The organism is Neobacillus mesonae (genome assembly GCF_001636315.1).
Lineage (GTDB): Bacteria > Bacillota > Bacilli > Bacillales > Cytobacillaceae > Neobacillus > Neobacillus mesonae.
This window is the reverse complement of sequence record NZ_KV440949.1, coordinates 2,642,587-2,667,148: the sequence shown is the minus strand read 5'-3', so window position 1 is coordinate 2,667,148 and position 24,562 is coordinate 2,642,587. Positions and strand designations below refer to the sequence as shown.

Annotated in this window: 15 protein-coding genes, 1 tRNA gene, 3 rRNA genes and 1 other annotated feature; of the genes, 4 read left to right on the top strand and 15 right to left on the bottom strand. The window is 43.0% G+C overall.

Annotated features, from left to right (window positions below):
- The first annotated feature begins 228 nt into the window (after positions 1-228).
- Positions 229-894 (top strand): deoxynucleoside kinase, encoded by a 666-nt coding sequence (locus tag A6749_RS12530; protein WP_066389929.1) that lies wholly within the window; start codon positions 229-231, stop codon positions 892-894.
- Entirely contained in the window at positions 885-1,586 is a 702-nt protein-coding gene (locus tag A6749_RS12525; RefSeq protein WP_201787876.1) for a deoxynucleoside kinase, read from the top strand. Before A6749_RS12530 ends, A6749_RS12525 begins: the two co-directional genes overlap by 10 nt.
- 118 nt (positions 1,587-1,704) lie before the next feature.
- Here the strand turns inward: A6749_RS12525 and A6749_RS12520 are convergent.
- From A6749_RS12520 to guaB, 6 genes are all read right to left on the bottom strand, one after another.
- A tRNA-Ser gene (locus tag A6749_RS12520) sits at positions 1,705-1,797 on the bottom strand.
- Between the two features lie 99 nt (positions 1,798-1,896).
- Positions 1,897-3,177 carry a serine--tRNA ligase gene (gene serS, locus A6749_RS12515; RefSeq protein ID WP_066389927.1) on the bottom strand — a complete coding sequence of 427 codons (1,281 nt, stop codon included), beginning with the start codon at positions 3,175-3,177 and terminating at the stop codon, positions 1,897-1,899.
- 172 nt (positions 3,178-3,349) lie between these two features.
- Positions 3,350-3,570, bottom strand: a binding site (T-box leader).
- Positions 3,571-3,624: 54 nt separating this feature from the next.
- Positions 3,625-4,215 (bottom strand): pyridoxal 5'-phosphate synthase glutaminase subunit PdxT, encoded by a 591-nt coding sequence (gene pdxT / locus A6749_RS12510; RefSeq protein ID WP_066389926.1) that lies wholly within the window; start codon positions 4,213-4,215, stop codon positions 3,625-3,627.
- A 126-nt stretch (positions 4,216-4,341) separates the two neighbouring features.
- The gene (gene pdxS / locus A6749_RS12505; protein WP_066389925.1) at positions 4,342-5,226 is read right to left on the bottom strand and encodes a pyridoxal 5'-phosphate synthase lyase subunit PdxS; all 885 of its coding nucleotides are present in this window, start codon (positions 5,224-5,226) and stop codon (positions 4,342-4,344) included.
- Positions 5,227-5,398: 172 nt separating this feature from the next.
- Positions 5,399-6,757, bottom strand: coding sequence for a serine hydrolase (locus tag A6749_RS12500; RefSeq protein ID WP_066389924.1), 1,359 nt, complete (start codon positions 6,755-6,757; stop codon positions 5,399-5,401).
- A gap of 177 nt (positions 6,758-6,934) precedes the next feature.
- Positions 6,935-8,398, bottom strand: coding sequence for an IMP dehydrogenase (gene guaB / locus A6749_RS12495; RefSeq protein ID WP_066389923.1), 1,464 nt, complete (start codon positions 8,396-8,398; stop codon positions 6,935-6,937).
- 107 nt (positions 8,399-8,505) lie between these two features.
- Here guaB and A6749_RS12490 point away from each other — a divergent pair, with 107 nt between their 5' ends.
- Positions 8,506-9,456, top strand: coding sequence for a YaaC family protein (locus tag A6749_RS12490; protein ID WP_066389922.1), 951 nt, complete (start codon positions 8,506-8,508; stop codon positions 9,454-9,456).
- Positions 9,457-9,591: 135 nt separating this feature from the next.
- Here the strand turns inward: A6749_RS12490 and rrf are convergent.
- The 3 genes from rrf to A6749_RS12475 form a co-directional block, all read right to left on the bottom strand.
- Positions 9,592-9,708: ribosomal RNA gene (rrf, locus tag A6749_RS12485) — 5S ribosomal RNA — on the bottom strand.
- Between the two features lie 80 nt (positions 9,709-9,788).
- A 23S ribosomal RNA gene (locus A6749_RS12480) occupies positions 9,789-12,724 on the bottom strand.
- A gap of 206 nt (positions 12,725-12,930) precedes the next feature.
- Positions 12,931-14,480: ribosomal RNA gene (locus A6749_RS12475) — 16S ribosomal RNA — on the bottom strand.
- The 16S, 23S and 5S rRNA genes sit together here, the layout of an rRNA operon.
- A gap of 406 nt (positions 14,481-14,886) precedes the next feature.
- Between A6749_RS12475 and A6749_RS12470 the strand changes: the two genes are divergently transcribed.
- Entirely contained in the window at positions 14,887-15,735 is an 849-nt protein-coding gene (locus A6749_RS12470; RefSeq protein WP_236719664.1) for a nuclease-related domain-containing protein, read from the top strand.
- A gap of 995 nt (positions 15,736-16,730) precedes the next feature.
- On the opposite strand, the gene gyrA is transcribed toward A6749_RS12470, so the two are convergent.
- The 6 genes from gyrA to dnaN all read right to left on the bottom strand — a co-directional run bounded on the left by gyrA (position 16,731) and on the right by dnaN (position 24,479).
- Positions 16,731-19,286 carry a DNA gyrase subunit A gene (gene gyrA, locus A6749_RS12465; protein ID WP_066389920.1) on the bottom strand — a complete coding sequence of 852 codons (2,556 nt, stop codon included), beginning with the start codon at positions 19,284-19,286 and terminating at the stop codon, positions 16,731-16,733.
- A 125-nt stretch (positions 19,287-19,411) separates the two neighbouring features.
- The gene (gene gyrB / locus A6749_RS12460; protein WP_066389919.1) at positions 19,412-21,334 is read right to left on the bottom strand and encodes a DNA topoisomerase (ATP-hydrolyzing) subunit B; all 1,923 of its coding nucleotides are present in this window, start codon (positions 21,332-21,334) and stop codon (positions 19,412-19,414) included.
- Between the two features lie 120 nt (positions 21,335-21,454).
- Entirely contained in the window at positions 21,455-21,706 is a 252-nt protein-coding gene (gene remB, locus A6749_RS12455; RefSeq protein WP_066389918.1) for an extracellular matrix regulator RemB, read from the bottom strand.
- Between the two features lie 49 nt (positions 21,707-21,755).
- Entirely contained in the window at positions 21,756-22,871 is a 1,116-nt protein-coding gene (gene recF, locus A6749_RS12450; RefSeq protein ID WP_066389917.1) for a DNA replication/repair protein RecF, read from the bottom strand.
- 145 nt (positions 22,872-23,016) lie between these two features.
- Complete coding sequence (gene yaaA, locus A6749_RS12445; protein WP_066389916.1) at positions 23,017-23,232, bottom strand: S4 domain-containing protein YaaA; 216 nt, start codon at positions 23,230-23,232, stop codon at positions 23,017-23,019.
- A 110-nt stretch (positions 23,233-23,342) separates the two neighbouring features.
- Positions 23,343-24,479 (bottom strand): DNA polymerase III subunit beta, encoded by a 1,137-nt coding sequence (gene dnaN, locus A6749_RS12440; protein WP_066389915.1) that lies wholly within the window; start codon positions 24,477-24,479, stop codon positions 23,343-23,345.
- Between the last annotated feature and the right edge of the window lie 83 nt (positions 24,480-24,562).

The following is a 24,562-nucleotide window of genomic DNA, read 5'->3' as shown; positions in this document are numbered from 1 at the left end:
GCCCTGGTCAGCGGCGTATGGCCTGGAGCGCTCCAACCAAGATAAAGGAAACACGAAGAGCCGAAGGCGATTCGATGTTGACTTATCGTAGGGCGGAGAGCGAAGGACACTAGCCGCTAGGGCGCTGGAGCTAGACATGTAAAAATAATGTCGCTTTTGACATCGATTGTCAGACATCGTTCGTCATAACATATAGAATATCTCAGCAGCTGGAGAAGGAGGATTCAAATGGGGGAGATACCCTTTATTACGGTTGAAGGGCCGATTGGTGTAGGAAAAACATCTCTAGCCAAAGCCATTTCAGAACAATTTCAATTCGCGCTATTAAAAGAGATTGTTGACGAAAATCCGTTTTTAGGAAAGTTTTATGAAAATATCGAGGAATGGAGTTTCCAAACGGAAATGTTTTTTCTCTGCAATCGCTTTAAACAATTAGGGGATATCAACACCCATTACTTAAGCAAAAATAAAGCAGTGGTTGCTGATTATCATATATTTAAAAATTTGATTTTTGCTCAAAGGACTTTAAATAGCGAAGAGTATAATAAATATTACAAGATTTATCAAATCTTAACAGAAGATATGCCAAAGCCCAACGTCATCATTTATTTAAATGCCAGCCTCGATACGCTGTTAAACCGGATAAAGCTCAGAGGCCGTGAAGTTGAAAAAAATATCAGCCCGCTTTACTTAAAACAGCTTTCGCTGGATTATGAACAAACCATAGCGCTGTTCGAAAAGGAACATCCAGAAATACCCGTTCTTCGCTTTAACGGCGATGATTTGGATTTCGTTAAAAACGAACACGATCTGGAGTTTATTATTGGAAAATTATCATCTGCATTAAAATCAGCCAGTTGGACAAACACTTTAAGAACAGGGGGATGTTCGTGAGCATCGTTATTGGTGGTATGATCGGTCTTGGGAAAACAAGTGTTGCCGACATGTTAAAGGCACACTTTCAACATAAAGGGATTGACAGCAAGGTATTTTATGAAGCTGTCGATGATAATCCAATCCTTCCGCTTTATTATGAATTAACTCAGGAAGAATTGGATGCAAAAAGAATTCCCTTCTTACTGCAATTATTTTTCTTAAACAAACGCTTTAAAACTGTGAAGGACTCCATCAACTGGAGAAATCCTATCTACACCATCCAGGATCGTTCCATCTATGAAGATTGGTATTTTGCTTATGTAAATAAAAATTTAGGCAGAATTTCTGAACTTGAATTTAAAATTTATGAAGAGCTCGTGGATAACATGATGGAAGAATTAGCACAGCTTCCAAAAAAGGCGCCGGATTTAATGGTTTACTTGAAAGGCTCCTTTGAAACTGTACTTGACCGGATTATGGCCCGAGGCCGCAGCTTTGAAATCAATCCTGAGTTGAAGGAATATTATTTTGAGGTGTGGAAGGGCTATGACGAATGGGTCATGGAACGGTACGATGCCAGTGAAGTGTTAGTTATTAATATGGATAATACCGACGTTGTCAACAGTGAGGCGGATGCCAAGAGAGTCTGCCTGGAGGTTGAGACGAAATTAACTGAGATATTATATACTGCAAAGGCACATATTGGGTAACCAGTATGTGCTTTTTTTGTGTATAAAAGGATAATGAGTGATTTCGCAAAAAAAAAATTCGCTACAATTACTTGTAACGAATTTTTATCTCCAGTTTTTATGCGCGATTATAGATATATGGCGGAGGAAGAGGGATTCGAACCCCCGCGCGGTTTAACCCGCCTGTCGGTTTTCAAGACCGATCCCTTCAGCCGGACTTGGGTATTCCTCCGTGCAACAACAGTAGATAATTTATCATATTTCTAATACTGATGTCAACTAAATAATAAAAAAAATTCGGGCGGGTGCGAGCCGCCCGAAAGAAAGTAAATTAAACCGGTTTGATTACCTCTCGTCCACCCATATATGGACGAAGCACCGTTGGTATCACGACACTGCCGTCTTCCTGCTGGTAGTTTTCTAAGATAGCGGCAACCGTACGGCCAATCGCGAGGCCTGAGCCATTTAGTGTATGAACATGTTCCGGCTTCGCCTTCGGATCGCGGCGGAAGCGAATATTTGCTCTTCTCGCCTGGAACGCCTCAAAGTTACTGCAAGAAGAAATCTCGCGGTATGTTTCGTAGCTTGGCAGCCATACTTCAATATCATACTTTTTCGCTGCGGTAAAGCCGAGGTCAGCGGTACACATGCTTAATACATGGTATGGCAGCTCTAACAGCTGGAGGACGCGCTCCGCATTATTTGTCAGCTTTTCAAGCTCACTATAAGAATCCTCAGGCTTAACAAACTTAACCAGCTCGACTTTGTTAAATTGGTGCTGGCGAATCAGGCCTCTCGTATCACGCCCTGCTGATCCTGCCTCTGAACGGAAGCATGCGCTGTATGCAGCATACTTAATCGGCAATTCGTCACCGCTGATAATTTCATCACGGTGTAAATTGGTCACCGGCACTTCAGCCGTCGGGATTAAGAAATAGTCTTCACTTTCAATTAAGAAGGCATCCTCTTCGAACTTCGGAAGCTGCCCTGTTCCCGTCATGCTTGTACGGTTAACCATGTATGGCGGCAGCACCTCTGTGTAGCCATGCTCATCAACATGCAGATCAAGCATGAAGCTCATTAACGCGCGTTCAAGGCGTGCTCCAAGCCCTTTGTAAAAAACAAAGCGGCTGCCAGTCACCTTGCCGGCACGTTCAAAGTCTAAGATTCCTAAATGATCGGCAATTTCCCAGTGCGGTTTTGGTTCAAAATGAAACTCACGGATTTGACCCCATTTACGAATTTCCACGTTATCATCTTCTGATTCACCAACTGGCACACTTTCATGAGGAATATTTGGGATGCTTAATAACAGCAGCTCTAATGTTTCTTCTACCCCTCTTAACTCATCATCTAATGTTTTGATCCGGTCACCAACCTCGCGCATTTCCTGAATTAGTTGATCGGCATCCTTTTTCTCACGCTTTAAGGCCGCAACCTGTTGAGAAACTTCATTTCGCTTTGATTTCAGCTGTTCAGATTCAACGATTAGCTCCCTTCTTTTGTGGTCCAGTTCCTCAAAACGGCCTAGGTCTGTTAAATCTTCGCCGCGATGCTGCAGCTTTTCTTTTACTTCGGCAAAATTAGCTCGTAATACTTTTAAATCCAGCATACTTAGACACTCCTTTTTGTTTAATATGGGGATATCTGCGAGTTTAGGGGATATATCTGCGACTTGTGTCAATATATCTGCGAGTTTCGACAGTATATCTGCGACTTAGTACCTTATATCTGCGAGTTCTCCTGCTTTCACTATAAAAAAACAAAAAACTCCCGTCCCCAAATACAGGGACGAGAGCTGCTCGCGATACCACCCTGGTTGACAGCAAAACTGTCCACCTCAATAAATTAACGGTTTCTGTCCGAAGATACTTACTGGCCCCTTATTGGAGCGTTCCGTACCTTGCTCGAGGATGGATTCACAAGTATCATTCACCGGTTCACACCAGCCACCGGCTCTCTTAAGAATAAATCCCTTGTTACTAGTTCCTCTCATAGCTTTGTTCGATATGATTTTGTATTCATACTCTACTATATTTATGGTCCAATTGCAACCATATTATACTAATTGCTTTTGTTTTGCCTCTTTAACCATCTCTACAAAGTAACCGGTAAAGCGATGGTCCTCTGTTAACTCCGGATGGAACGAGCATCCAAGGAATTGCCCTTCACGTGCGGCGACAATGCGGTCATTGTGCTTTGCAAGAATTTCAACATTCTCCCCGGCCTCAACAATGTGCGGTGCACGAATAAATACAGCAGGAAACTCAGAAGCGACATCCCTAATTGCGAGGTCAGCCTCAAAGCTGTCTACTTGGCGGCCAAACGAGTTGCGTTCAACCGTAACGTCCATTACACCGATATGCGGTTCGCTGTAGCCGACAAGATTCTTCGCTAGAAGGATCAATCCAGCACAGGTTCCGAACATTGGTTTACCTTCGGCAGCAAATTCCTTCAATGCATCCATGAAGTCATACTTATCAATTAAACGGCGCATTGTAGTGCTCTCTCCGCCAGGAAGAATCAGGCCATCTATCTCTTTCAACTCTTCCTTATGCTTAACGGCAATGGCCTCTGCGCCACATGCTTCCACTGATTGCATATGCTCACGGACAGCCCCTTGCAATGCGAGAACGCCTATTTTTATCATAAAAAATACCCCTTTGTTTGCAAAACAGAACTTTTTTACAAAAGTTCTGTCTCTTCGATTTAACTGCGCCTCATGACGCCAAAACGTCAGGAAAACTAAGTAAATTATTAAGCTTTGACGGTCTAATTACCAGCCGCGGTCTTGCATACGGTCTGCTGGTGCCAATGATGAAATTTCAATCCCCTTCATCGGTGTTCCTAGATTCTTAGATAGTTCAGCGATTAATTTATAATCTTGGTAATGTGTCGTAGCTTCTACTATTGCTTTAGCAAATAAAGCAGGATTTTCAGATTTGAAAATACCAGAACCTACGAATACCCCGTCAGCACCTAATTCCATCATTAACGCTGCATCAGCAGGAGTTGCTACACCGCCGGCAGCAAAGTTAACAACTGGGAGACGGCCAAGACGTTTGATTTCAAGAAGGATTTCATACGGTGCGCCTAACAGCTTTGCTTCAGTCATCAGTTCGTCTTCATTCATGGAAACCACTTTGCGAACTTGTGCGTTTACTTTACGCATATGGCGAACCGCTTCAACAATATTACCAGTACCAGGCTCACCTTTTGTACGAAGCATGGAAGCACCTTCGCCAATTCTGCGGGCAGCTTCCCCTAAATCACGGCAGCCGCAAACAAAAGGAACCGTAAAGGAATTTTTATTTAAATGGAATTCTTCATCAGCAGGTGTCAATACTTCGCTCTCGTCAATATAGTCAACACCCATCGCTTCAAGAACACGTGCCTCCACAATATGGCCGATTCTTGCCTTTGCCATTACCGGAATAGAAACAGCGCCCATTACTTCTTCCATGATTCTAGGATCTGCCATTCTCGCAACACCGCCGGCAGCACGAATATCTGAAGGAACCCTTTCAAGAGCCATTACCGCTACTGCTCCGGCTTCTTCTGCAATCTTTGCCTGCTCAGCATTTACGACATCCATGATGACGCCGCCCTTTTGCATTTCTGCCATACCACGTTTTACACGATCCGTACCTGTTGATACCATTGTTAAAAATCTCCCTTCTATTTCTAATATTAAGAAAAATCTCTTCATAGTTTTAGAAACTACTAATTTGAAATACTAAAATAATTTATTCCATAAACTCATTAAAGCAACAAAAAAGGATTCCTGTCAAGGCAGGAATCCTATCCAAATTCTGATAGTTTCTCAGAAAGCGTTAAAACCAGCCTTTAACAGTAGAAGCAATTCCATCCCAGACGTCACCAAAGAAATTTCCAATTCCTCTCATCATTAGGACAAACCAATTTGCTTTTTCAACATCTTGAGCAGCCACTACATCTACCTGGACCTTCTTTTGACCCTCTGCTGTTAAATACTTAATTTTATCGCCATTTTTCGGTTCAACGGTTAAATAACCAATTTTTTCACCTTTTTTAATTGGCGCTGTTAATTCGCCATTTTTGTAGATCTTATTTTTATCCAGTACTAATACCGGTTTATAATTATTTTTCTCACCGTTTTCAATCACCATGTCAATGGCTGATTTTGTGTAAATCTTAACTTGATCTTCTTTCCCTTTAATAACCGGGATTGTTTTATGTCCCTTCACTTGATAGTGTTTTGGAACGATTTCTTCTTTTGTTGTAGTCGAAAAAGCATAATCTAGCATTTTTCTAGTTTCATCAAAACGCGACTTATAATCACCATTACCGTTGGCACCCACGGCATTTTGTACAACAGTAATGAATCGTTTGCCGTCACGGCTTGCTGTACCAGTAAAACAATAGCCGGCAAAATCAGTTGTTCCAGTTTTCAAGCCGTCCATTCCTTGATAGCCATAAACTAAAGAAGGAAGCATCCAGTTCCAGTTTTTCATTACAATGCGGTCATCAGTACCCTCACGAAATACCTTCATCGGAGTGCTTGCTGTTTTTAATACATCAGGATATTCATTGATAAGATGAAAAGCCAATGTTGCCACATCTTCCGGTGACATAACGTTTTCATCTTCCGGGCCAGAACCTTCAGGCTGTTCACCATGATAATCCCTGTTATTTAAACCACATGAGTTAACGAATTTAGTATGTTTAAGACCTAACTTTTTTGCCTTTTCATTCATCATCTTTACAAAGTTTGATTCCGAACCGCCGATAATTTCTGCTAACGCAATGGTGGCGCCATTAGCTGAATAAATAGCCATTGCTTCATATAATTCTTTGACTGTATATTTTCCGTCCTTGCGTAACGGCACATTCGACAAATCTCTTGGCTGTGACATTTTATAAACGAGGTCACTGACAGAATACTCTTGATCCCACTTTACTTTCCCACGCTTCACCGCATCAAGCAGCAGATACTCTGTCATCATTTTCGTCATGCTGGCTACGCCCAGTGGACTTTCGCCATTTTTCTCATATAAAATCTTACCTGTTTCAGCATCTACTAATATAGCACCATCAGCATTTACATTTAAAGCCGCTTGTGCATTTGCCTGCTTTGCTCCGCCAAATAGGCTGAAAGAAAGTGTCAGGGCAAGCGCACCGGCAGCAAATTTTCGAAAAACCTGTTTTTTCACTATTATGCCCTCCAACGATTTAGTACACCTTGGTTATTTTAACACAACTCCAAAGTAAATCATAGACAGAGCAACCGTCTAACTTATTTCCAATTTAAAATAGGACTTTTCGATTAGAAGAGAAGGAGCGGACCCTTTTGATAGCGAAAAAAAAAGAGAAGGCTGAGCTTCTCTTTTTTACATAGAATAGTTTGGTGCTTCTTTTGTAATTTGGACATCATGTGGATGGCTTTCTCTTAAGCCGGCACCCGTCATGCGAATAAATTGTGCTTTTGTTCTAAGTTCTTCAAGGTCTTTTGTACCGCAATAGCCCATACCGGAACGTAACCCGCCGATCAGCTGGTAAATGGTATCAGCTAAAGGTCCTTTGTAAGGTAAACGCCCTTCAATACCCTCAGGGACAAATTTCTTATTATCTTCTTGGAAATAACGGTCTTTAGAACCTTTTTCCATGGCTGCAACAGAGCCCATACCGCGGTATACTTTAAAGCGGCGGCCTTGGAAAATTTCAGTCTCTCCAGGGCTTTCCGTAGTGCCCGCTAATAGACTTCCCAGCATAACGGCATGTCCGCCTGCAGCCAATGCTTTCACAACATCACCAGAGTATTTAATACCGCCATCAGCAATAATCGTCTTTCCTTGCTTCATTGCTTCAGTTGCACAATCATAAACCGCCGTAATTTGCGGTACACCAACACCGGCAACAACACGTGTTGTACAAATGGAACCAGGTCCGATTCCAACCTTGACTACATCGGCCCCTGCTTCATATAGAGCCTTTGTAGCTTCTCCAGTGGCCACATTTCCGGCGATGATGGTCAATTCGGGATATGCGTCTCTAATTTCGTGAACAGTATCAAGAACACCTTTTGAATGTCCATGTGCTGTATCTACCACAATGGCATCAACATTTGCCTTAACAAGTGCTTCAACCCGTCTCATTGTATCATTTGTAACCCCAACAGCAGCGCCTGCCAGCAGTCGGCCTTGCTGATCCTTCGCAGAGTTTGGAAATTCAATGACTTTTTCAATATCCTTAATCGTAATTAATCCTTTTAAAACACCTTGCTCATCTACAAGCGGCAGTTTTTCAATCTTATGCTTTTGTAAAATTTTCTCAGCTTCCGCTAAAGTTGTGCCAACCGGTGCGGTAATCAGATTTTCCTTTGTCATCACATCAGAAATTTTAAAGGAGTAATCTTCAATAAAGCGAAGATCTCTGTTTGTAATAATGCCGATTAGTTTCTGCTCTTCAACATTGTTAACAATTGGGACCCCAGAAATGCGATATTTACCCATTAAATGCTCAGCATCATAAACTTGCCGGTCAGGTGTCAGGAAAAATGGATCAGTAATAACGCCGCTTTCTGAACGCTTTACCTTTTCAACCAGCTCTGCCTGCTGCTCAATGGACATGTTTTTATGAATAATGCCCAAACCACCCTGACGCGCCATCGCAATAGCCATTTCGGATTCCGTTACCGTATCCATCCCTGCACTGATAATTGGGATATTAAGTTTCACATTAGGTGATAATTCAACCTGTAAATTAACATCTCTTGGAAGAACTTCAGACTTACCAGGAATCAATAATACATCATCAAACGTTAAACCTTCTTTTGCAAACTTATTTTCCCACATTTTTACGGCCTCCAGGACAAAAAATATTATTTGTAGGTTATCAATTGGACAAAATACTGTCAAGGGACATGCACTAAGTTAGATTATTCTGAAAAAGGTGGTACGATTTGAACAATCTTTTTAACTCGGGAAATTTCACTTGTTTTTTTTCGGCAGAATACTGTCAAAAGTACTTAAAAAATTGTTACCAAAAGGGCAATATCGATAATCCTGAAGCAAAAAGTTATGAAAACTGTTATTCCTTTCTTTATTATTTGGAACATGGTCAAATATATTATCAGCAGGCAGAAAAATCACCGCTGATTTTAAAACCAATTTTACTTTTTTATGGCCTTGTGCACTTAATCAAAGCCTGCATTTTAACAGTTGATCCGTCTTATCCTGAATCAACAGCCGTACTGGCACATGGAGTATCAACACGAAAGCGAAAAAAGCAAAACTACCTTTTCTTTCAAGATGAAGTAAAGATTCAAAAAAATGGGCTATTCCCGTATATGTCCGAAAAAATGTTTCACGTGAAACAATTAGAAGGCGAAAAAGTTCTCATGGAGGATTTGTTACAGCTCATCCCAGAGTTGAATGAGTTATTCCTTTTACACGAGAATAAAAAAACCTTTGAACCATTACATACGGAAGGAAAACAATTTGTTCTTTCTGAAGCCATATTAGATTCGTACCATATGACGGAAAATCGCTTCAAGGAATTTCTATCTTCCAAAATGAATAATAATGTGGATTTTTCAAACGAAGGAATTTCTTTTATGGTTCAGGGGAACATTGGGGTATCAAATGCTATACCGCTAAAATTTCATCTTAATGGGGAATTCTGGACTTTTCCATTACACAAGAACAAGTTTTTCGACTTTCCTGAGCTGCTCATTCATTACTTATTGCTTTATAATTTAAGTATGATAGCCCGTTATGAAACGGAATGGTGGAGTGAATTAACGAAAATGATGCCAAACCGTGACTACCCTTTTATTGATTCATTTCTACAAATCACCTTGAAAAAAGGTCCGTTCCTGGTTCATCAATACTTAACCCGTTCAAAAATATAAAAGGCCCAGTTTTAGAATTAACCGGACCTTTTATATACTCAAATAATTATTAAATTGATGGTTGATTTACGCTGCAAGCCTTAACATGAATGAAAAAATAAAAAGACAACCCATTTCAGGTTGTCTTTTTTGTTTGCCCGGCAGCGTCCTACTCTCACAGGGGCGCTTGCCCCAACTACCATCGGCGCTGAGAAGCTTAACTTCCGTGTTCGGTATGGGAACGGGTGTGACCTTCTCGCCATCACCGCCGGACTATAATATTTGAGGTTCGTTCCCTCAAAACTAGATAATACAGAAGAAGATTCGTAAGAATGAGTTCGCTACTATTTGACTTGGTTAAGTCCTCGATCGATTAGTATCAGTCAGCTCCACATGTCACCATGCTTCCACCTCTGACCTATCAACCTGATCATCTTTCAGGGATCTTACTAGCTTGACGCTATGGGAAATCTCATCTTGAGGGGGGCTTCATGCTTAGATGCTTTCAGCACTTATCCCGTCCGCACATAGCTACCCAGGATGCCTTTGGGCAAGACAACTGGTACACCAGCGGTGCGTCCATCCCGGTCCTCTCGTACTAAGGACAGCTCCTCTCAAATTTCCTGCGCCCACGACGGATAGGGACCGAACTGTCTCACGACGTTCTGAACCCAGCTCGCGTACCGCTTTAATGGGCGAACAGCCCAACCCTTGGGACCGACTACAGCCCCAGGATGCGATGAGCCGACATCGAGGTGCCAAACCTCCCCGTCGATGTGGACTCTTGGGGGAGATAAGCCTGTTATCCCCAGGGTAGCTTTTATCCGTTGAGCGATGGCCCTTCCATGCGGAACCACCGGATCACTAAGCCCGACTTTCGTCCCTGCTCGACTTGTAGGTCTCGCAGTCAAGCTCCCTTGTGCCTTTACACTCTGCGAATGATTTCCAACCATTCTGAGGGAACCTTTGGGCGCCTCCGTTACATTTTAGGAGGCGACCGCCCCAGTCAAACTGCCCACCTGACACTGTCTCCCACCCCGATCAGGGGTGAGGGTTAGAATTTCAATACAGCCAGGGTAGTATCCCACCGACGCCTCCACCGAAGCTGGCGCTCCGGCTTCTCAGGCTCCTACCTATCCTGTACAAGCTGTACCAAAATTCAATATCAGGCTACAGTAAAGCTCCATGGGGTCTTTCCGTCCTGTCGCGGGTAACCTGCATCTTCACAGGTACTATAATTTCACCGAGTCTCTCGTTGAGACAGTGCCCAGATCGTTACGCCTTTCGTGCGGGTCGGAACTTACCCGACAAGGAATTTCGCTACCTTAGGACCGTTATAGTTACGGCCGCCGTTTACTGGGGCTTCGATTCAGAGCTTCGCGTGAGCTAACCCCTCCTCTTAACCTTCCAGCACCGGGCAGGCGTCAGCCCCTATACTTCGCCTTGCGGCTTCGCAGAGACCTGTGTTTTTGCTAAACAGTCGCCTGGGCCTATTCACTGCGGCTCATCGAGGCTATGCACCTCAATAAGCACCCCTTCTCCCGAAGTTACGGGGTCATTTTGCCGAGTTCCTTAACGAGAGTTCTCTCGCTCACCTTAGGATTCTCTCCTCGCCTACCTGTGTCGGTTTGCGGTACGGGCACCTTTTATCTCGCTAGAGGCTTTTCTTGGCAGTGTGGAATCAGGAACTTCGGTACTATAATTCCCTCGCTATCACAGCTCAGCCTTTACGATGAACGGATTTTCCTATTCATCAGCCTAACTGCTTAGACGCGCATAACCAGCAGCGCGCTTACCCTATCCTCCTGCGTCCCCCCATCACTCAAACGATAAAGAGGTGGTACAGGAATATCAACCTGTTGTCCATCGCCTACGCCTTTCGGCCTCGGCTTAGGTCCCGACTAACCCTGAGCGGACGAGCCTTCCTCAGGAAACCTTAGGCATTCGGTGGATGAGATTCTCACTCATCTTTCGCTACTCATACCGGCATTCTCACTTCTAAGCGCTCCACCGGTCCTTACGGTCCAGCTTCAACGCCCTTAGAACGCTCTCCTACCACTGACATCGTAGATGTCAATCCACAGCTTCGGTGATACGTTTAGCCCCGGTACATTTTCGGCGCAGAGTCACTCGACCAGTGAGCTATTACGCACTCTTTAAATGGTGGCTGCTTCTAAGCCAACATCCTGGTTGTCTAAGCAACTCCACATCCTTTTCCACTTAACGTATACTTTGGGACCTTAGCTGGTGGTCTGGGCTGTTTCCCTTTTGACTACGGATCTTATCACTCGCAGTCTGACTCCCACGGATAAGTCTTTGGCATTCGGAGTTTGTCTGAATTCGGTAACCCGATGAGGGCCCCTAGTCCAAACAGTGCTCTACCTCCAAGACTCTAACAACGTGAGGCTAGCCCTAAAGCTATTTCGGAGAGAACCAGCTATCTCCAAGTTCGATTGGAATTTCTCCGCTACCCACACCTCATCCCCGCACTTTTCAACGTGCGTGGGTTCGGGCCTCCATCCAGTGTTACCTGGACTTCACCCTGGACATGGGTAGATCACCTGGTTTCGGGTCTACGACTACATACTATATTCGCCCTATTCAGACTCGCTTTCGCTGCGGCTCCGTCTCTTCAACTTAACCTTGCATGCAATCGTAACTCGCCGGTTCATTCTACAAAAGGCACGCCATTACCCATAAACGGGCTTTGACTACTTGTAGGCACACGGTTTCAGGATCTCTTTCACTCCCCTTCCGGGGTGCTTTTCACCTTTCCCTCACGGTACTGGTTCACTATCGGTCACTAGGGAGTATTTAGCCTTGGGAGATGGTCCTCCCTGCTTCCGACCGGATTTCACGTGTCCGGCCGTACTCAGGATCCACTCAGGAGGGAACGAAGTTTCGACTACAGGGCTTTTACCTTCTATTGCGGACCTTTCCAGGTCGCTTCATCTACCCCGTTCCTTTGTAACTCCATGTTGAGTGTCCTACAACCCCGAAAGGCAAGCCTTTCGGTTTGGGCTGTTCCCGTTTCGCTCGCCGCTACTTAGGGAATCGCGTTTGCTTTCTCTTCCTCCGGGTACTTAGATGTTTCAGTTCCCCGGGTCTGCCTTCAATACCCTATGTATTCAGGTAAAGATACTGCTCCATTACGAGCAGTGGGTTCCCCCATTCGGAAATCTCCGGATCAAAGCTTACTTACAGCTCCCCGAAGCATATCGGTGTTAGTCCCGTCCTTCATCGGCTCCTAGTGCCAAGGCATCCACCGTGCGCCCTTTCTAACTTAACCTAAAAGGTTTTACTCTAAATTTAGAGAGAAAAACTAAAATGGCGATACTCGGTTCTTACTTGGTTTCTTCTTCTATACGATTATCTAGTTTTCAAAGAACGAATAAAAAAGCTTTGAGAGAAAATTGCTCCCTCAAAACTAAACAAACAAGAAACAATCAAACAAACTTTTATTGTCTGGCTCATATGTCCAGCTTATATCCTTAGAAAGGAGGTGATCCAGCCGCACCTTCCGATACGGCTACCTTGTTACGACTTCACCCCAATCATCTGTCCCACCTTAGGCGGCTGGCTCCTTACGGTTACCCCACCGACTTCGGGTGTTACAAACTCTCGTGGTGTGACGGGCGGTGTGTACAAGGCCCGGGAACGTATTCACCGCGGCATGCTGATCCGCGATTACTAGCGATTCCGGCTTCATGCAGGCGAGTTGCAGCCTGCAATCCGAACTGAGAATGGTTTTATGGGATTGGCTAGACCTTGCGGTTTTGCAGCCCTTTGTACCATCCATTGTAGCACGTGTGTAGCCCAGGTCATAAGGGGCATGATGATTTGACGTCATCCCCACCTTCCTCCGGTTTGTCACCGGCAGTCACCTTAGAGTGCCCAACTGAATGCTGGCAACTAAGATCAAGGGTTGCGCTCGTTGCGGGACTTAACCCAACATCTCACGACACGAGCTGACGACAACCATGCACCACCTGTCACTCTGTCCCCCGAAGGGGAAAGTCCTATCTCTAGGAGTGTCAGAGGATGTCAAGACCTGGTAAGGTTCTTCGCGTTGCTTCGAATTAAACCACATGCTCCACCGCTTGTGCGGGCCCCCGTCAATTCCTTTGAGTTTCAGCCTTGCGGCCGTACTCCCCAGGCGGAGTGCTTAATGCGTTAGCTGCAGCACTAAAGGGCGGAAACCCTCTAACACTTAGCACTCATCGTTTACGGCGTGGACTACCAGGGTATCTAATCCTGTTTGCTCCCCACGCTTTCGCGCCTCAGCGTCAGTTACAGACCAGAAAGCCGCCTTCGCCACTGGTGTTCCTCCACATCTCTACGCATTTCACCGCTACACGTGGAATTCCGCTTTCCTCTTCTGCACTCAAGTCCCCCAGTTTCCAATGACCCTCCACGGTTGAGCCGTGGGCTTTCACATCAGACTTAAAGGACCGCCTGCGCGCGCTTTACGCCCAATAATTCCGGACAACGCTTGCCACCTACGTATTACCGCGGCTGCTGGCACGTAGTTAGCCGTGGCTTTCTGGTTAGGTACCGTCAAGGTACCGGCAGTTACTCCGATACTTGTTCTTCCCTAACAACAGAGCTTTACGACCCGAAGGCCTTCATCGCTCACGCGGCGTTGCTCCATCAGACTTTCGTCCATTGTGGAAGATTCCCTACTGCTGCCTCCCGTAGGAGTCTGGGCCGTGTCTCAGTCCCAGTGTGGCCGATCACCCTCTCAGGTCGGCTACGCATCGTTGCCTTGGTGAGCCGTTACCTCACCAACTAGCTAATGCGCCGCGGGCCCATCTGTAAGTGCCAGCCGAAACCGACTTTCAGCTTACCAACATGTGTTGATAAGAATTATCCGGTATTAGCTCCGGTTTCCCGAAGTTATCCCAGTCTTACAGGCAGGTTGCCCACGTGTTACTCACCCGTCCGCCGCTAACTTTTGGGAGCAAGCTCCCGCAAGTTCGCTCGACTTGCATGTATTAGGCACGCCGCCAGCGTTCGTCCTGAGCCAGGATCAAACTCTCCAAGAAAGTTGATTAGCTCATAAATGTTACGTTGGCTTCATCTCATAAAGAGATGAATAATTATTGTTTGTTGACGTTTTTGTTTGTTTAGTTTTCAAAGAACAACTTTTAGCTTATCGCCCGAAGCGACTTTATTAATATACCATCTATATAAATAGATGTCAACATAGTTTTAGTTTTTTCTTATAGAAAATAATACTTCTTTTAAAGCATTAAATATTATCGCAGGAAACCAATTTTTTATTTCTAAAATGAGGTGGAATTTTGTCACAAATTGTTAAAAACATTGACGATATTTGTGCATTATTTTTAATACAATGAGGCTGTAACCAATAAAAAGGAGTGTGATTTTATGAAAAGATATCGGCCGGTTCCATATGAATTAGAGATTTTAAGGATTTTAAATCCACGAATGGACTTTTCGGAAAAGGAGATGTTCGATTATATTAATGCAGAAAAAGGCTTTGAAGGTGAATTGAAGTTTGATCAGCTTACCAACAAGCTTCAGGGGGAGTTGATTGTTTTAAATGATTTACTTTTAAAGCTTGGCAATACTTATTACCAAATTGATACAACGATTATCCGTCAGTCTGTTTTACACTTTTTTGAAGTGAAAAATTATGAAGGGGACTATTTTTTAGAATCCGGTGAACTTTTTAAAATGCCTTCAAAACGGGAAGTAAAAAGTCCTTTTAATCAATTAGAACGTAGTGAATCTTTGATGCGTCGGCTGTTGCAGCAAAATGGTTTTAATATTAGCGTTAAGGGATTAGTTGCCTTTGTTAACCCCGAGTTTTCTCTTTTTCAAGCACCTCTGGATCTTCCTGTTATTCTTCCATCACAGCTTAAACGCTTCATGAAAAACCTGGACAAGCAGCCATCAAGGTTGAATGAGTTTCATAGACATCTTGCTGAAAGGTTAATTTCATTGCATCAAGAAAAATGTCCGTATACACAATTGCCTTCATATGAATTTGAACAGCTTAAGAAAAGGATTACTTGTCAAAGGTGTTTTCATTTTATGTTACCTGTTGCCAACGGAAAAGGGTTTATTTGTATGAAATGTGAGTATAAAGAAGGTGTTGAATCTGCCATTTTACGGCAAGTAAAGGAGTACAAATTGCTTTTTCCTGAAAGAAAGATTACTACACATGATATTTTTGTATGGTGTGGTGGATATGTTGCTGAAAGTACCATTAGAAAATATTTAAAAATGCACTATAAATTTAATGGATTTGGTAGATGGGCATATTTTGAATAGCTTTGAGGGGGATTTTTCCTCTTTTTTTATTTATTAATAGGAGAATGGAAGTAGGATCCTTTCTACTTCCTCTCTAAACTTAATTTTCCCTTTCAGACAGCAGCTAGAGCCTCTCTACTTGTTCTCTACATTCAAATTTCCTTTTCAGACAGCAGCTAAGGCCTTTCTACTTGCTCTCTGAACCCAATTTTCCTTTTCAGACAGCACCTAGCGTCTTTCTACTTGCTCTCTATACTCAATTTTCCTTTTCAGACAGCACCTAGCGCCTTTCTACTTGCTCTCTATACTCAATTTTCCTTCTCAGACAGCACCTAGAGCCTCTCTACTTGTTCTCTACATTCAAATTTCCTTTTCAGACAGCAGCTAAGGCCTTTCTACTTGCTCTCTGAACCCAATTTTCCTTTTCAGACAGCACCTAGCGTCTTTCTACTTGCTCTCTATACTCAATTTTCCTTTTCAGACAGCACCTAGCGTCTTTCTACTTGCTCTCTATACTCAATTTTCCTTTTCAGACAGCAGCTAGGGCCTTTCTATTTCCTCTCTGAACCCAATTTTTCTTTTCAGACAGCACCTAGCGTCTTTCTACTTGCTCTCTATACTCAATTTTCCTTTTCAGACAGCACCTAGCGTCTTTCTACTTGCTCTCTATACTCAATTTTCCTTTTCAGACAGCACCTAGGGCCTTTCTACTTGCTCTCTGAACCCAATTTTTCTTTTCAGACAGCACCTAGCGTCTTTCTACTTGCTCTCTATACTCAATTTTCCCTTCAAGACAGCAGCTAGAACCTTTCTACTTGCCCTCTAAACCCTATTTTCCTTTTCAGACAGCGGCTAGAACCTTTCTACTTGCTCTCTATACTCAATTTTCCTTCTCAGACAGCACCTAGAGCCTCTCTACTTGTTCTCTACATTCAAATTTCCTTTTCAGACAGCAGCTATAAATAGTACAAACAAAAAAGGAACACAAAAAGTGCTCCTTTTTCAAATGTTTTTATCTATTCCTCAGACCCAGAATCCTCAGCATCCACAGTACCTTCAGCTGCTGCGCCTTCTTCAGTCCCGCTTACAGCCACACCGTCTTCACCCTCAACATCATGGGCTTCTATTTCTTCATCATCTTCTTTTTCTACTTTAGCCACAGTGGCCACGAATTCATTTTCGCTTTCCCTTAGGCTGATCAGTTTGACACCTTGTGTGTTACGGCCCATTGTCGAAATGCCGGCAACATCAATACGAATCAGTACGCCGCCAGTTGTAATCAACATTAGGTCCTCTTCACCGGTTACGGTTTTTATTGATACGAGGCCGCCATTTTTCTCGGTGACATGGCAGGTTTTGATTCCTTTACCGCCTCGGCCCTGAATACGGTATTCAGAAGCATGTGTACGTTTACCGTAGCCTTTTTTCGTAACGATCAAGATATCGTTATCTTCTTCTAAAACTTCCATGCCGACAACTTCATCGCCTGCATCAAGGGTAATTCCTTTTACACCAGTAGCGGTACGGCCCATTGATCTTACATCATCTTCTGGGAAGCGAATCAGCATACCATTTTTCGTTCCGATGATAATATGCTTGTTACCATCAGTTAAACGAACAGAAATTAGTTCGTCGCCTTCACGCAGATTCACGGCAATTAAGCCGTTATTGCGGATGTTCGCAAAGGATGTTAATGGAGACCGTTTTGAGATTCCCTCTTTTGTGGTAAAGAATAAGAACCAGTCATCGACAAATTCCTCTACCGGAATAATGGCGTTGATCCATTCACCTTTTTCAATTTCAAGCAGGTTGATAATCGGAATACCTTTAGCCGTACGGCTGAACTCCGGAATCTCGTACCCCTTAGAACGGTATACCTTTCCTTTGTTAGTAAAGAAAAGAATCGTGTCATGGGTCGAGGTTGTGATTAAGTGTTCAACAAAGTCATCTTCATTTGTTCCCATACCTTGGATTCCGCGTCCACCGCGTTTCTGCGCCCGATAAGTGGACACCGGCAGACGTTTGATATAACCGTTATGGGTTAAGCTGATGACGATGTTTTCGCGTGGAATTAAGTCTTCATCCTCAATGTTTTCAATTCCGCCGGCGACAATCTCAGTCCGGCGCTTATCATTGTAGCGTTCCTTAAGCTCTAATAATTCCGTGCGAATGATTTCTAGAACTTTTTCTTCATCTGCTAAAATTGCTTTTAATTCCGCAATCAGCTTGACTAATTCTTGATATTCGTCCTCAATTTTTTCCCGCTCCAGGCCTGTTAAACGCTGCAGGCGCATATCCAGGATGGCTTGGGCTTGTTTTTCGGAAAGATTAAACTGCTCCATTAATCCCGTACGGGCGATGTCCGTTGTTTGGGAATTACGGATCAGCGTAATGATGGCATCAATATGATCGAGAGCAATTCGCAAGCCCTCTAAAATATGAGCCCTTGCTTCCGCCTTGCGCAGTTCAAACTCTGTCCGGCGGCGAATAACCACTTTTTGATGGTCTAAATAATGCATTAAGCATTGCTTTAGACTCAATACCTTTGGATGTCCGTGGACAAGTGCTAAGGTATTAATACCGAAGCTTGTCTGCAGGGCAGTTTGTTTATATAAATTATTTAACAGTACATTGGCATTGGCATCCTTGCGAACTTCAATGACAATCCGCATCCCTCTGCGGTCGGATTCATCTCGAAGGTCTGTAATGCCTTCAATCTTTTTATCACGGGCGAGCTCAGCAATTTTTTCAATTAACTTTGCCTTGTTTACTTGATATGGCAGTTCGTTTACGATAATAACTTCTTTGCCATTTGATTTTTGTTCAATCTCTACTTTAGCTCGAAGTGTTATAGAGCCGCGGCCTGTTTCATATGCTTTTCGGATCCCGCTCCGGCCGATAATCAGTCCTCCGGTAGGGAAGTCTGGTCCGGGGATGATTTCCATCAGTTCCTGCGATGTAATACCAGGATCGCGGCTGACTGCCAAGACGCCATCGATAACTTCTCCCAGTTGATGTGGCGGAATATTGGTAGCCATTCCAACGGCAATTCCAGTAGTACCGTTCACTAATAGGTTAGGGAACCGTGCCGGAAGAACAACTGGCTCTCTTTCTTCACCATCGTAGTTATCTTGAAAATCAATCGTATCTTTGTTAATATCCCTTAATAATTCCATTGAGATTTTTGACATTCTTGATTCTGTATACCGCATCGCCGCAGCGCCGTCACCGTCAATAGAACCAAAGTTACCGTGACCGTCGACGAGCATATAGCGGTAACTGAAGTCTTGAGCCATCCGAACCATTGTTTCATATACCGCAGAATCACCATGGGGGTGGTATTTACCGATGACATCTCCAACAATACGAGCGGACTTTTTATACGGTTTGTCCGCATGAATGCCAAGGTCATGCATCGCATATAAAATCCGGCGGTGCACCGGCTTTAGCCCGTCACGGACATCTGGGAGAGCACGGGAAACAATAACACTCATTGCATAATCAAGAAATGATGTTTTCATTTCCTGACTAATATTAATCTCTTTAACCTGAGGATTTGGTGTTTCAGCCATATTGAATACCTCCTTAAAGGTAAAAAATAACCATAAATTATTTCTCAAAAAGAAAAGGAGGATAGCGGTTACCCTCTATCCTTTTCTATATTGTCTAGCTTAATTGCCTGTGCATTTCAGCTTTTCTATACATCCAAGTTCTTTACATACTGGGCATTTGTTTCGATAAAGTTTCGGCGCGGTTCTACTTTGTCACCCATTAACATTTCAAATGTCTCATCCGCCTCAATCGCATCCTCAAGACTTACCTGAAGCATGCTCCTTTTTGCAGGGTCCATGGTTGTATCCCACAATTGTTCAGGATTCATTTCACCTAAACCTTTATAGCGCTGAATATTTGGCTTTGGCTGGCTTGGGAGCTGGGCAAAAATCTCCTCAAGTTCCTTATCATTGTAGGCATACTCGACCCGCTTGCCTTGCTGCACTTTATATAATGGCGGCTGGGCAATATAGACGTAGCCGGCTTCCAAAATATTCCGCATGTAGCGATAGAAGAAGGTCAGCAGCAATGTACGAATATGGGCGCCATCGACATCGGCATCTGTCATGATCACAATTTTATGATAACGTGCTTTGGCAATATCAAAATCTTCACCGATTCCTGTCCCAACTGCTGTAATCATTGCTCTTACTTCATTATTGGATAGAATCTTATCGAGACGCGCTTTCTCAACGTTTAGAATTTTCCCCTTTAGCGGCAGAATTGCTTGGAAGTGCCGATCACGGCCTTGCTTTGCTGACCCGCCCGCAGAGTCACCCTCAACAATAAATAATTCACTTTCTGAAGGATCTTTAGAGGAACAGTCAGCCAGCTTACCTGGCAAGCTGGAAACCTCCAGCGCACTTTTTCGGCGGGTTAATTCCCTTGCCTTTTTCGCCGCAAGCCTAGCACGAGCTGCCATCAAGCCTTTATCGACAATTTTCCTGGCCACTGTTGGATTTTCTAATAAAAACTTTTCAAAGTGAGCGGCGAAAATCGTATCAGTAATGGCCCGTACTTCCGAGTTGCCAAGCTTCGTTTTCGTCTGTCCTTCAAATTGTGGATCAGGGTGCTTAATCGAAACAATGGCTGTCAGCCCTTCGCGGACATCTTCACCAGAAAGGTTTGTCTCACCTTCTTTAATCAGGCCATTTTTTCTAGCATAGTCATTAATGACCCTAGTTAAAGCTGTTTTAAAACCTGACTCGTGGGTTCCGCCTTCATAGGTATGAATATTATTAGCGAAAGAGTAAATGCTATCTGTATACCCTTCATTGTACTGGAGCGCAACCTCAACGCTGATGCCCTCGCGTTCACCTTCAATATCAATTGGTTCTTCATGAATCACTTCTTTCGTACGGTTTAAATGCTCAACATATGATTTAATACCGCCTTCGTAGTGATATTCATTTCGTTTCTCTTCTTCGCGCTTGTCTTCAATTGTGATTTTCAGACCGCGATTAAGAAATGCCAATTCACGAATCCGAGTCGCCAGAATGTCATAATCATATTCCAGCGTTTCCGTGAAAATTTCCTCATCCGGTTTAAAATGGGTAATAGTCCCAGTTACATCGGTATCGCCGATTACTTTCAAATCAGCAGCCGGTACACCGCGTTCATATTTTTGATAGTGAATTTTTCCATCCCGATGTACAAAGACTTCTAAAAAAGTAGAAAGAGCATTAACAACCGATGCACCTACACCATGAAGTCCGCCTGAAACTTTATACCCTCCGCCGCCAAATTTACCTCCGGCGTGGAGAACCGTCATAATAACTTCTACTGCTGGCCGGCCCATTTTTTCCTGAATGCCGACCGGAATACCACGGCCGTTGTCTGTTACCGTAATGCTGTTATCAGCTTCAATCGTGACATTGATTTCAGTACAGTAGCCTGCGAGCGCCTCATCAATACTGTTATCAACAATTTCCCAAACAAGATGATGAAGACCCTTACTGCTAGTAGACCCGATATACATCCCCGGTCTTTTACGAACGGCCTCAAGCCCTTCCAAGACCTGTATTTGGTCCGCATCATATGACTGCTCCTGAACTGCCTTTTGATCCATTGTCACTTGATTCACCTGCACTTTCCTGCAACTTATAGGGCGTAAAATAATTTGCTGTGTTGCGACGCTCCGCCCCTTTTCCAAACATAAGTAAGGCTATATTTTTTGAAATAATCAAATCTATAAAAATTCCTGTATATTTGATTGTGTTGAACGCTTCTTTAAGGTTCCGGAAGCGATAGGGGATAAATAAATATACTGATCTGTTACAATAACTGACTTAAAGGGGTTTTTAGATAAATTCATGACCTTCTTTTTATGCTGGTCCAGGAATTCACCCAGCATTTCAGAATTTTGGACACTTTCTTTATCTAAGACGGCAATAATATCGTTTACCCTGATATTCAGGTCTTCGCCGATATGAATATACATGTTCCACCTCACCCCGTAACGAACTTGCGCAAATAGCATGTTCTATAGCTTAAGCCTTTCTCATAACACCGGAAGTGACTTCAAAGGTTGAAGCCTCTTTTAAGGTTTGATGGTCAATGCCATCTACGCTTGTCGTTGTGACAAATGTCTGTACTTTTCCTTGAATCGTATTTAATAAATGCGATTGACGGTAATCATCCAGCTCTGATAACACATCATCCAATAACAGGATCGGATACTCGCCAATTTCAGCGTGAATTAATTCAATCTCCGCCAGCTTTACGGATAAAGCTGTTGTTCGCTGCTGGCCTTGGGAGCCAAAGGTTTGAACATCCCTGTCATTAACAAAAAACAATAAATCATCACGATGGGGGCCAAACAATGTTGTCCCCCTTTCTATTTCTCTATTTCTTACCTTTGCAAACTTTTCTTCATAGCTTGCTATCATTTTCGACAAGTCTTGCTCTTCTAATACCTCAACAGACGGTTTATATTGAATCTCAAGCGTCTCAAGCCCTCTGGAGATGCCATGATGGATCGGTTTTGCCCATTTTTGCAGCAGTCGTAAAAATTCAAACCTCTTTGTGACAATTTTCACAGCCATTTGAATAAATTGCTCTGTTAAAATTTCAAGCATGGTTTGATCTGTTTGCTTCTTGATCTGCAACATTTTTAAAAAGTGATTACGCTGCTGGAGAATTTTTTGATACTGGCTCATATCATGTAAATAAATTGGGGATACCTGGCCTATCTCCATATCAATGAATCTTCTTCGAACCTGAGGACTTCCTTTGACTAAATTAAGGTCTTCGGGGGCAAACATGACAACATTCATATTCCCAACATATTGGCTGAGCCTTTGTTGTTCAATATGGTTGCATTTTGCCTTTTTGCCTTTTTTAGAAATAACTAACTGAAGGGGCAATGAACTGTGCTGTTTTTGAACCCTACCCTCTATTTTAGCATAATCTTGGTCCCAGCGGATAAGTTCTTTATCATTTGAAGTTCTGTGCGACTTGGCCATCGCTAAAACATAGATGGATTCCATGACGTTTGTTTTCCCTTGGGCGTTTTCACCTAAGATGACATTTACTTTATCTTCAAATTCAATAAATAATTCTTCATAATTGCGATAATTTTTTAAGCTAAGTGACTCTATATACATGCAAACGTCATCCTTTTTAGAAATGCGTAAGCGCCTCGCTCAGGGGCGACAAGCATAAGACAAGCCGGCGAGAAGGTTGCTCTTTGACCTTCTTGACGGATTGGCTTATGACCTCGAGCCCCTAGGCGCTGAAGCTAGACAATAGTTAATCGGTAATCACAAACTCACCAAAGCCGGAAATTTGGACCTTGTCACCAGCACGCAGCTTTCTTCCCCTGCGCTGATCTTGTTCACCATTAATGAAAACCTCATGTTCACTTAAAAACCATTTGGCCATGCCGCCTGACTGAATAATTTCAGCCAGCTTTAAAAATTGGCCTAATGTAATAAATTCCGTGTCAAGCTTGATTTTTTCAGGCAAATCTTCACCTTCTTTTTAAAAATCGTCTCAATACTTTATTTTACTAAAAATTTTGTCCAGTTTCAAAGAATACCCGAAAAAAGCCACCGTTTTGGTGGCTTTTGGATCATTTAGTACGTTCTTACAGGCAAAATAAGCTGCAGGATGGTTTCATCGTTTAACGGACGGATGACAAATGGGCGCATCGCTCCTGTGAAGCTCACAGTAACGTCAGTTCCCTCCAACGCTTTTAGGGCATCCATCATATATTTTGCACTAAAGGAAATTTTTACTTCCTCTCCAACAACAGATTCACTTTGAATTTCTTCGACAACTTTTCCGATTTCCGGTGTATTGGAGGATACCTCAATAATGCCGCCCTCGTGGGTCGCCAGTTTTACCACATTATTTCTTCCTTCACGGGCTAGTAGAGATGCACGGTCAATCGCCTGAAGAAATTCTTTTGTATTCACAGTAATATCAGTCTTGCTTTCAGCAGGGATTAATCTTGATGTATCAGGATAATTCCCCTCTAACAATCTTGAGAAAAATAATAAATGTTTCGCTTTAAACAAAATTTGATTTTCCGTAATCACGATATCAATCATTTCATTGGAGTCATCAATAATTTTACTTAACTCATTTAAGCTTTTTCCTGGAATTACAATATTATAGCTGGCATCACTTGCTGCCTCGATTCTTGCTTTACGCAGTGCCAAGCGGTGGCTGTCTGTTGCAATACAGTTTAGTTCTCCATCTTCAATATTCCAGTTTACACCTGTCAAGATTGGTCGTGTTTCTGAGGTCGACACAGCAAAATGGGTTTGCCGGATCATTGCTTTTAATAAATCAGTGGCAATTTGAAATTTATTATCTTCCTCTATTTGCGGCAGGTGAGGGTATTCTTCAGCATCAAGGCCAATCAAGTTAAATTCAGATTTACCAGAACGAATAACAGTCTGTAAGTGATTCAATACTTCAATTTCAACAAAATCAGTCGGCAGTTTTTTAACGATTTCACTGAAAAATTTAGCCTGCAGAACAATGGCACCAGGCTGTTTAATTTCAACAATTTCATCGCCTGCTTCTTCTTTTGGAATAAACGATTCGATAGAAATATCAGAATCACTTCCGGTTAATGTTACTCCTTCTGCTGTAGCAGTCATCTTAATCCCTGTTAAGATGGGAATCGTTGTTCTGGAGGTGACTGCCTTCATAACATCTTGAACACTTTGAACGAGACGGTCCCGCTGAATAATAAATTTCATTTTTTAATCCTCCGTTTTAAGTATATTTTTGTAGCAATTACATATAATAATATTTTTAATATTTTTTAAAAAAATAAAAGAAG

Coding starts and splice junctions, on each gene's coding strand:
- pdxT (WP_066389926.1), bottom strand. CDS start 4,215: ATGATAAAAATAGGCGTTCTCGCATTGCAAGGGGCTGTCCGTGAGCAT.
- A6749_RS12470 (WP_236719664.1), top strand. CDS start 14,887: ATGGACTTTTCGGAAAAGGAGATGTTCGATTATATTAATGCAGAAAAA.
- gyrB (WP_066389919.1), bottom strand. CDS start 21,334: ATGGATCAAAAGGCAGTTCAGGAGCAGTCATATGATGCGGACCAAATA.
- A6749_RS12525 (WP_201787876.1), top strand. CDS start 885: ATGTTCGTGAGCATCGTTATTGGTGGTATGATCGGTCTTGGGAAAACA.
- recF (WP_066389917.1), bottom strand. CDS start 22,871: ATGTATATAGAGTCACTTAGCTTAAAAAATTATCGCAATTATGAAGAA.
- gyrA (WP_066389920.1), bottom strand. CDS start 19,286: ATGGCTGAAACACCAAATCCTCAGGTTAAAGAGATTAATATTAGTCAG.
- serS (WP_066389927.1), bottom strand. CDS start 3,177: ATGCTGGATTTAAAAGTATTACGAGCTAATTTTGCCGAAGTAAAAGAA.
- guaB (WP_066389923.1), bottom strand. CDS start 8,398: ATGTGGGAAAATAAGTTTGCAAAAGAAGGTTTAACGTTTGATGATGTA.
- A6749_RS12530 (WP_066389929.1), top strand. CDS start 229: ATGGGGGAGATACCCTTTATTACGGTTGAAGGGCCGATTGGTGTAGGA.
- remB (WP_066389918.1), bottom strand. CDS start 21,706: ATGTATATTCATATCGGCGAAGACCTGAATATCAGGGTAAACGATATT.
- pdxS (WP_066389925.1), bottom strand. CDS start 5,226: ATGGTATCAACAGGTACGGATCGTGTAAAACGTGGTATGGCAGAAATG.
- dnaN (WP_066389915.1), bottom strand. CDS start 24,479: ATGAAATTTATTATTCAGCGGGACCGTCTCGTTCAAAGTGTTCAAGAT.